Source organism: Syntrophorhabdales bacterium (genome assembly GCA_035541455.1).
In the GTDB taxonomy this organism is placed as follows: domain Bacteria; phylum Desulfobacterota; class Syntrophorhabdia; order Syntrophorhabdales; family WCHB1-27; genus JADGQN01.
In genome coordinates, this window is record DATKNH010000084.1 from 22,781 (window position 1) to 31,287 (window position 8,507).

Annotated in this window: 9 protein-coding genes; 7 read left to right on the forward strand and 2 right to left on the reverse strand. The window is 52.9% G+C overall.

Annotated elements, in window-relative coordinates; genetic code table 11:
• The first annotated feature begins 2 nt into the window (after positions 1-2).
• The 3 genes from VMT71_08745 (at position 3) to VMT71_08755 (ending at position 1,377) form a co-directional block, all read left to right on the forward strand.
• Positions 3-629, forward strand: a complete 627-nt coding sequence (locus tag VMT71_08745) for a surface-adhesin E family protein (protein HVN24047.1) — start codon at positions 3-5, stop codon at positions 627-629.
• Positions 630-848: 219 nt separating this feature from the next.
• Positions 849-1,055 carry a hypothetical protein gene (locus VMT71_08750; GenBank protein ID HVN24048.1) on the forward strand — a complete coding sequence of 69 codons (207 nt, stop codon included), beginning with the start codon at positions 849-851 and terminating at the stop codon, positions 1,053-1,055.
• 181 nt (positions 1,056-1,236) lie between these two features.
• On the forward strand, positions 1,237-1,377 hold the full coding sequence (locus VMT71_08755) for a hypothetical protein (GenBank protein HVN24049.1): 141 nt from the start codon (positions 1,237-1,239) through the stop codon (positions 1,375-1,377).
• Between the two features lie 185 nt (positions 1,378-1,562).
• Here the strand turns inward: VMT71_08755 and VMT71_08760 are convergent, their stop codons facing one another.
• The gene (locus tag VMT71_08760) at positions 1,563-2,735 is read right to left on the reverse strand and encodes a geranylgeranyl reductase family protein (protein ID HVN24050.1); all 1,173 of its coding nucleotides are present in this window, start codon (positions 2,733-2,735) and stop codon (positions 1,563-1,565) included.
• A 77-nt stretch (positions 2,736-2,812) separates the two neighbouring features.
• Between VMT71_08760 and VMT71_08765 the strand changes: the two genes are divergently transcribed.
• The 4 genes from VMT71_08765 to VMT71_08780 all read left to right on the forward strand — a co-directional run bounded on the left by VMT71_08765 (position 2,813) and on the right by VMT71_08780 (position 7,839).
• On the forward strand, positions 2,813-4,441 hold the full coding sequence (locus VMT71_08765; protein HVN24051.1) for a peptide-binding protein: 1,629 nt from the start codon (positions 2,813-2,815) through the stop codon (positions 4,439-4,441).
• Positions 4,441-5,415, forward strand: a complete 975-nt coding sequence (locus tag VMT71_08770) for an ABC transporter permease (protein HVN24052.1) — start codon at positions 4,441-4,443, stop codon at positions 5,413-5,415. The genes VMT71_08765 and VMT71_08770 overlap by 1 nt, the downstream gene beginning before the upstream one ends.
• A 27-nt stretch (positions 5,416-5,442) precedes the next feature.
• The gene (locus VMT71_08775; GenBank protein ID HVN24053.1) at positions 5,443-6,846 is read left to right on the forward strand and encodes a cation diffusion facilitator family transporter; all 1,404 of its coding nucleotides are present in this window, start codon (positions 5,443-5,445) and stop codon (positions 6,844-6,846) included.
• 210 nt (positions 6,847-7,056) lie between these two features.
• Entirely contained in the window at positions 7,057-7,839 is a 783-nt protein-coding gene (locus tag VMT71_08780) for a glucose 1-dehydrogenase (GenBank protein ID HVN24054.1), read from the forward strand.
• Positions 7,840-7,887: 48 nt separating this feature from the next.
• On the opposite strand, the gene VMT71_08785 is transcribed toward VMT71_08780, so the two are convergent.
• The coding region (locus tag VMT71_08785; GenBank protein ID HVN24055.1) for an ABC transporter substrate-binding protein at positions 7,888-8,507 on the reverse strand (620 nt) is incomplete at its 5' end.

An 8,507-nucleotide genomic window follows, 5' to 3' on the forward strand; every position in this document is an offset into this window, starting at 1 on the left:
GCATGGTAATGCAGAGTTGGGCGGCCTTGTTTCCCGGCGACACGTGGATGATGAGTCTTCCCGTCCTTCTCTTCCTGTGGCGAAAGAAGCGCAAACCCGATGAACAGGGAAGGGGACATCGCCTGAGAAAGGAACAGCCGGCTGCGTGGGGAAGCTGGCTGTACGTCGGCAAAGACGAGGACGGAACCCCTTTTTATCTGGACACAGAGAACCTGTCATACGAATCTGAAAATGGCTTGAGGGTCCGGATGTGGGTAAAGTATAGACCACGGAAGGGCAGTGCTGCGTGTGTGAATGCCGAGTCTTTTCTTCAAGCGGCCGGCAAGGCACGGGAGCCGTTTGACCACATCCGGCAGGAGCTGGAAATAGATTTTTCCAAAAATGTGGTGGGCGATCTTGAGCTGGTATTCCACGCAGCGGATGGCCGCGTCATCGACTCTGTCGTATACACTGCCCCGGAATGGAAGAAAATCACCCCCGGAAGCGTGTACGAACTTTTGCAGAAGACAGCCGACGGTACATGGAAGCCCGATCGATTTCACCCTGACCCTGAGTTGCGGGCAAAGCTGCAGGAAAAATTGAAAGAAATAAATGAGGCCTTTGAAGCCTTTGAGACAGCCGGGAGCTGAAAGCGCCGGGAGCGGCCGTTGACCATTGAATAGGAACAACATACGTGTTACATTATGTACTAGAAGAAGTTACGTTCTTTACAAAAGGGGGAGTAAATGAAGAATTGGAAGTTAAGCTTTTTGCTCGTGATGACGTGTACCCTTTTCCTGCTCGCAAGTCAAACGGCGTTCGGTGCAATAAAGATTGTCAAGTTTAACGTGCCCAGCTGCGAATGACCCGTGACCGAACAATGGGCACGGGATGCCATGTGGAGAACAAAAGGCGTGAAGGACGTGGACTCCAACTGGATGATCCACTGGATGAAGGTAACGTATGATGACCAGGTCACGAGCTTCGATGCCCTGGTGAAGGCGCTTGCGCACGAGGGGTTTGTGGTTCAGGGGCCGCCAGAGTACTTGGAGCCTGAATCCGACTCTGATGAGTAGGAAGGAGACACCTATGAAATCAATGAGACTGGCTGTTTTTCTCGTGATGGCCTGCATGCTCGTTCTGCTCGCAAGCCAGACAGCATTTGGCGCAATAAAAATTGTCAAATTTACCGTGCCCGCCTGCGAATGACCGGTGACCGAACAATGGGCCAGGCAGGCCCTATGGAGAGTTAAGGGCGTGAAGGACGTGGACTCCAACTGGATGGTCCATTGGATGAAAGTGACCTACGACGATCAGGTAACGAATTACGATGAATTAGTGAAGGCCCTCGCGCATGAGGGGTTCTATGTAGAAGGGGAACCAGAGTACCTCCAGTAATGATGCCGGTTTGCATTCAAGCGTATTCCTTCGTTGCCCTTCGGCCTCCATCCTGACTGCAAACCGGCATAATCCCTCAAATCATTCGATAGCTCCGACGCAAGTTAGCATCATCTTCGGCTGCCAGCCCATCATGGCTGCAAAGCGGCGCAACATCTTGGATCAGTGCTCCTATGCAATCTATGTCAGTCTTTCGCCGGGCGGGAGAAAATTCTGGTGACGTCAGGCACGAGCACGCGCTTGGCGTAAGCCAGTACTTGTGACACGAGTTCGTGATACGTGGTCTTGCCGCCCATCACATCAGCCATAGCTTCGCAGAACGCCTGGCCTTTAAGACGAAAGAGGTAGTTGCGGATAGCAGCAGGACCATACAGAAGTTTTGCTACATCTGCGGCTGATCTCAGTTCTCTCAGTATCTGCTCTTCAACCGTCGACTGATACTCTTTTCTGACCAATGTCTCATCGAATCTTCCTGCAATGAGCGCCTTTGCTGCGAGTTGGCCGCTCCTCACCGCAAAGGATATCCCTTCTCCTGTTACAGGATCCGTGAAGCCTGCTGTATCCCCTGCGAGGAGAATGCGTCCGCTCATAAGAACATCGCTCCTCGGGCGCAACGCTGCCACCGCTCCGTGACGTACGGTGGTATCGCCTAAAGGAATATCAACCGATCGAAGAAGCTGTCCGAGGGATTGGTCGAGGGGTATTCTGCCGCGCTTCACGCTGGCAAGGCCCACCGAAAGATGGGAACCTTTTGGAAAAATCCACGCGTATCCGGCCGGTATAAGGCCGAAATAGAACAGGGCCGCACTCGCGAACCTTTCGAGCGTCCTCTCATTGACAGGCACTTCCCACTCGATGGCAGGGCCTAATCTGCGCGTCTCGCGCCAACCGGCTTTCCGAGGGATCGAACCGGTCGAGCCGTCAGCCGATACAACGAACGAGCAGGAGAGCGACCCCGTGTTGGTCTTGAGCGCAACCACGCCATCTTCTTGAGATACATCAAAAACATGACATTCTTCCCGCAGTTCTGCCCCGGCACCGACTGCATTGAGCGCGAGCAAGCGGTCAAATTTGTCGCGCATCGACATCGAGACCAGCGGCTCCTGCCTCGTCACACTGAATTGCAATCCTGCATCAAGGAGGTGCAGCCTGGCAGAAAAACATTGGCGCTCGATGCTTTCTTTGACGTTGGACGGCAGGATCCGCAAGGCGCGCCCGACGATGCCGGCTCCGCACACCTTATAGCGCGGCATCTTAGCGCGTTCAAGCAGTGCAACATGCACCCCGGCTTCGGCAAGCACTCGTGCTGCGGAGGACCCCGCAGGCCCGGCGCCAATGACGATCACATCATACTTCATAGGTCTTTTATTCACATTTCCATAAAGAGAACCTCGCTGTCAATGGGTATGTGTATATGCTAGAATACACGACTAAAATGGGCAGAAAGATTGCGACTGCGCTTCTCTTTATTTTGCTGCTGTTATCGTGCGGCAAAAAAGAGGAAACAGGAAAATACGATGATCCGGGTAGGCCTGCCTACGGCGACACGCTCATCACCAGTTCCATCGGCGAAGCCTCCAACCTGATTCCACTGTTGGCTACGGACGGCGCTTCGCATGACATAGCCGGGTATATCTACAATGGGCTGGTCAAGTACGACAAGGACCTGAATATCGTGGGCGATCTTGCCGAATCGTGGGATTTCTCAACGGACAAGCTGACCATTACCTTCCATTTGAGGAGAGACGTAAGATGGCAGGACGGAAAACCTTTTACCGCGCGTGACGTGCTCTATACCTACAAGGTGACTGTGGATCCCAAAACGCCCACTGCGTACTCCGGAGATTTCCTGATGGTCAAGAAGGCCGAGGTACCGGACGATTACACCTTCAAGGTCACCTATGACAAGCCCTTTGCCCCGGCTCTCATAAGCTGGGGCGTGTCAATCCTGCCGAGTCATCTGCTGGAGGGAAAGGACATTACCACGTCTCCCCTCACACGCGCGCCGGTGGGCACAGGACCCTACAAGCTCAAAGAATGGATCGCCGGCGACCGGATTGTGCTTACCGAAAACTCCGATTATTTCGAGGGTCGGCCGTATATCTCCCGCATCATCGCTCGGGTAATACCTGACCCTGCAACGCAGTTTCTCGAATTGAAGAACGGGGGCATTGACATGGCGGGGCTTACGCCTTTGCAATACGTCAAGCAGACGGATTACCCGAAGTTCAACCGGGAATTCAACAAGATCAAATACCTCGGCTTCAATTACGTCTACCTCGGCTACAACTTGAAACATCCTTTCTTCAGGGATAAGCGCGTCCGTCAGGCCCTCACCTATGCGGTCAACAAGCAGGAGATTATAGAGGGTATCCTGCTCGGGCAGGGCGTGGTTGCTGACGGCCCGTACAAGCCCGATATGTGGGCTTACAACCCGAATGTGCGGAAATACTCGTACGATCCGAAGAAGGCAGAATCCCTGCTTGCTGAAGCCGGTTTCGTCAAAGGTTCGAACGGGCGCCTCTCAAAGGATGGGAAGCCCTTCGAATTCACCATCATGACCAATCAGGGCAATGATGTGAGGATCCACTGCGCAGAGCTTATTCAGCGGTGGTTTGCGGCAATAGGAATCACGGTAAAGATCAGGGTGATCGAGTGGGCCGCCTTTGTCAACCAGTTCATAGACTCCCGCAAATTCGATGCTGTGCTCCTGGCGTGGACCATACCGCAGGACCCGGACATTTACGACATCTGGCACTCTTCGAAGCAGGGGACGAAAGAGCTCAACTTTATGGGATTCGAGAATAAAGAAGTCGATGAACTTCTCGTACAGGCAAGACAGACCTTCGATCAGGAGGAGCGCAAGCGTTATTACTGGCGTATCCAGGAGATACTGGCAGAGGAACAGCCCTATACGTTTCTTTTTATTCCATACACAACTCTGGCTGTACAGAAGAGGATCAAAGGGATAGTTCCTGCCCCTGCGGGCATTACCTATAACTTTCCCAAGTGGTATGTGCCCGCAGATCAGCAGCGTTACAGGACAGTGCAGGAGACAAAATAGTGCTGACGTATCTGGCTAAGCGGCTTATCTTCATGGTGCCGATGCTTCTCGGCATCACGATCATTTCTTTTCTGATCGTGCATCTGCCGCCGGGAGAACCGGGAGCGCTGGGCCTTGAGATGAATCCCAAGGTGACCAAAGAGGTGCGCGAGAGAGTCCGCGCTCTTTACGACCTCGACAAGCCGCTGCACGTCCAATATTACTTGTGGCTGAAGCGCTTCGTGAAACTCGATTTCGGCCGCTCCTTCAGTTCAGACCGCAGGCTTGTGATCGATAAAATAACCGAGCGCCTTCCGATCACGGTTAGTCTCAATCTGCTCGCCATGATACTTGAGCTTGCCTTCGGAATCCCTATCGGGATCTACTGCGCGAAATACAAGGGTTCGGTTCTTGACAAAGGACTGACCGCCTTTGTCTTCGCCGGTTTTGCAATCCCCACGTTCTGGCTCGCCCTGCTCTGCATGCTTTTATTCGGGGTCCATCTCGATCTCCTTCCCATCACCGGACTAAAGTCGTTCAACTATTCGGAGCTTTCATTCTTTGGAAAAGTCGCTGACCTTGCGCGTCACCTGATTCTCCCGGTACTTATTTCTGCTGTTGGTGGTCTGGCAGGTATGTCGCGCTTCATGAAGAGCAGCTTGCTCGAAGTCTTGCGACAGGATTACATCACGACAGCGTACGCCAAGGGACTTCCGGAAGGGATGATCTTGAGAAAGCATGCGGTTCGCAATGCCCTGCTCTCGGTAATCACTATACTCGGCATGGCCGTACCGGGACTCATCGGGGGCAGCGTGATCTTTGAGACCATCTTCGGCATCCCAGGCATGGGGCAGCTTTTTTATATGAGCGTGATGTCCCGTGATTTTCCGGTCATCATGGGCATTCTGGTGATGGGAGCATTCCTCACGCTTATCGGTAACCTGCTTGCGGATATTGCTCTTGCGGTGGCTGACCCGAGAATTAGAATAGGTTAAGAACGGCGACGTATAGGTAAGAGAGAGATGACACAAGAACTTGACGAAAAGAGAGAAAAGCGAAGGGTCACGCTCATATCGTTAGCCACGGCGTGTGTGCTCATCGTGCTGAAGCTCGTTGCAGGCATCGCGACGGGTTATCTGACGCTTATATCTGAAGCCCTCCATTCTTCCCTCGATGCGCTGGTCACGGTTATTACCTTTCTTTCCATCCGTTACGCGGAACGACCGGCTGACACTGATCATGCTTACGGTCATGGCAAAGCTGAAAACCTCGCGGCTTTCACCGAATCGATCCTGCTCTTCTTCGCAATATTCTTCATAGCAAAAGAGGTTGTGGAGAGGCTTTTCATCAAAGACGTCATCATAACTCCTAACATCTGGGCGGTCTCTGTTCTCGCTGTTTCGGTGATCTGCGATGTGCAGAGGTCAAGGGCATTGAGACGAATCGCAGACAAGTATAAGAGCCCGGCGATCGAGGCGGATGCGGTCCATTTCAAGGCGGACTTCGTCTCATCCGCTGTCGCGCTCTCGGGTATCCTCATCACTTACGTTGCTCAAAAGGTGAATATCAGCGGTATCAACACATACGTGGATGTGATAACCACCTGTGCCATCCTCAGCATAGTAATAAGGATGGTCCTCCGGATCCTCACGAAATCAGCTGGCGTGCTGCTTGACAGGACGCTGCCCGACCAGGCTGCGCTGATAAAGAATATTGCCGCACGAGTGCCCGAGGTGATCGATGTTGAAAAGGTCCGGACCCGGGAGGCGGGCAAACAGACGTTTGTCGACCTTACGGTCGACGTCGACAGGAACCTGAGTGTCGAGTCAACCTATTCGATAGAGAAAAAGCTAAAAGAAAAGATAGGAAGAGAGATCAAGGATGTTGACGTCACCCTGCAAATGAGACCGGTGGCCACCGAGAGCGAGAGCATCGCAGAGCGGATCCGCTCAATAGGCTCGAAGGAAGGATATAATCTCCACCATATTACGCTGCACGAGGTTGAAGGAAAACTCCATGTCGATCTTGATCTGGAGGTAGAAGGAAATGTACGGCTGGCAAAGGCGCACAGCATTGCAGATTACCTTGAGGCGAAGATAAAAAAAGATAACCCTGCGATCACCGAGGTCAATACGCATGTTGATTGGAGAAAACCGTCTCCTGTCTCTGAAGTGGTGATCGAGCATGATCAGGGACTCATTAAGGCGATTGAATCGATGCTGCACGAGAAGGAAGAGATCCTGAGCTGCAAGAGAATCTCTATCGAGGAAGAGAGGTCGGGAGAACTTTTTATCACTATTCACTGCACGATGCGCGCGGATGACACTGCGGAGGCGGTTCACTCTGTTTCCGAGGATCTCGAAAATAGGATCAAGGAGCGGATGGAGAGGGTTAAGAGAGTTATCATCCACGTCGAACCCGAGTAACTGTGCCGGTCTGCCATCAGGCGTATACCTTCGTTGCCCTTCGGCCTGTTCCACCTCGACGTACTTCAGTACGCCTTCGGTGGCCCACGCCTCGGAGCGCCTCGGTCTACATCCTGAATCCAAATCAGCATAATCTACTCAATAAAATTGAACTTCTGTAACGGAGTGGTAGAATAGGCGAGCAGAGACAACAAAACTACGCCTGAAATAGTGGAGGTGTTCTGTGAGTATGCCGATTTTTCATTGAGTGGTGAGATCGCGATCGTCACTGGTGCAAGGCGCGGAATAGGGAGGGCTATCGCCCTGGCCTTTGCAGGCGCGGGAGCCGACGTGGCTGTCTGTGATCTAGTAGCTGATGATGGACAGCTCGCAGCCGTGGCCGATGAGATAAAAAAAATGGGTCGCCGCTCTCTGACCGTTAAGGTCGACACGACAAAGCGAGCGGAAGTAGAGGCTATGGCAAAGACCGTTGCAGACCAGATGGGGCCGGTCAGTATACTTGCAAACAACGCCGGCATTCTTATCCGGTCGTCCCTCCTTGATCTGCCGGAAGAAGATTGGGACAGGCTCATGGCTGTCGATCTCAAGAGCTACTATTTGTGTGCTCAGGCAGTGGGCCGGCGAATGGTCGAGCAGAAACGAGGGAAGATAATCAACACGGCCACACAGTTCTCGTTCCGCACCACTCCCGGTATGGGGCCTTATTCTGTGGCAAAAGCAGGGGTTGTGATGCTCACACGGGCCCTGGCGCAGGAACTGGGAAAGAGCGGCATAAGGGTCAATGCAATCGCACCTGGTCTCGTCAAGACAGACTTCAGCAGAGCGAGCTGGGAGAACAATCCGGAGTTCGTGAGGCAGTATTCAGACCAGATGCCCCTCGGCCGTCTAGGCGAAACCAGCGATATCGTCGGCGCCGCCCTGTTTCTGGCTTCCGATGCGTCCTCCTATGTGACGGGGCATACGATTCTCATAGACGGCGGCGCACTCGCCTGATCAGCATTCAGGGCCATTCGATAAGCTTCGCTTCTCCCGTTCGGGTGATCACGGCAGCCTTTGTCGTGCTCCCTTGATGGTGTCGATGACGTTGTTCTGCATCTTGCCGTCTTTTGTATCAGCCACGCACACGTATATGTCGGTGACGATCTGGCCCCGCTCGTCAAAGAAGATCGGGCCACGGGCGCTGTTCAGCTTCACCTTCGAGATAGCGGCCACAAATTTATCAGTATCGGAAATGTCGCCTTTCAGGCTATTGATAGCCGAGAGTAGAATCTTGGCAGCATCATAGGCGTTGTTTGATGGCAGTGCCGGATCCGCATTATACTTGGCACGGTAGGCTGCCACAAATTTCTTATTTTCCGGCGTGTCGATGGTAGCCACATACGCTGCGATGACGGTGTTGCCTTTGATGAGATGCTTTACGGAATCCATGATCACCTCTTCGGTAAGACCCATGAATCCTGTGAGCGGTACTTTATCTTTCAGACCGAAATCAACGTATTGCGAGTCAAACTTTATGGCGTCCGCGCCCGCATACCAGGCGTATACTGCATCAATCTCGTTCCTTTTCAGTTGTGAGAGAAAAGGCCCGTAGTCAGGCGTATTGAGGGGCGTAAAGATTTCCTGCACGATCTGACCTTTAGATCCCTCAAATGCGCGTTTGA

Bases quoted from the DNA above. Each gene is read 5' to 3' on its own strand.
- VMT71_08745 (HVN24047.1), top strand. From the start codon at position 3: ATGGTAATGCAGAGTTGGGCGGCCTTGTTTCCCGGCGACACGTGGATG.
- VMT71_08760 (HVN24050.1), bottom strand. From the start codon at position 2,735: ATGAAGTATGATGTGATCGTCATTGGCGCCGGGCCTGCGGGGTCCTCC.
- VMT71_08765 (HVN24051.1), top strand. From the start codon at position 2,813: ATGGGCAGAAAGATTGCGACTGCGCTTCTCTTTATTTTGCTGCTGTTA.
- VMT71_08775 (HVN24053.1), top strand. From the start codon at position 5,443: ATGACACAAGAACTTGACGAAAAGAGAGAAAAGCGAAGGGTCACGCTC.